Genomic DNA, 236 nt, shown 5'->3' with positions numbered 1-236 from the left:
TCCGAGAGGGGTATATGCCGTCATCACCCCATGGAATTTTCCTGTCAACATCCCGGTCGAATACATCGCCCCGGGTATCGCTACAGGCAACGCGATTGTTTGGGTCCCAGCGCCATCAACCTCTCTGGTAGCCGTGGCACTCATGCGCGTCCTGCATGATGCGGGCATTCCACAAGGCCTTGTCAATCTCGTGGTGGGCGAGGGTGCAATCGTCGGGGACGAGATTGTCTCCAACA

General features: G+C 57.6%; 1 protein-coding gene. It reads left to right on the top strand.

Annotated features, from left to right (window positions below; all coding sequences use genetic code 11):
• The coding region (locus tag AC0MA3_RS26755; RefSeq protein WP_474658387.1) for an aldehyde dehydrogenase family protein at positions 1-236 on the top strand (236 nt) is incomplete at both ends.

The sequence above is a fragment of the Paenibacillus sp. LS-5 genome, assembly GCF_056121505.1.
The sequence above is the reverse complement of the archived record's forward strand: the minus strand, read 5'-3'. Positions and strand labels throughout refer to the sequence as shown.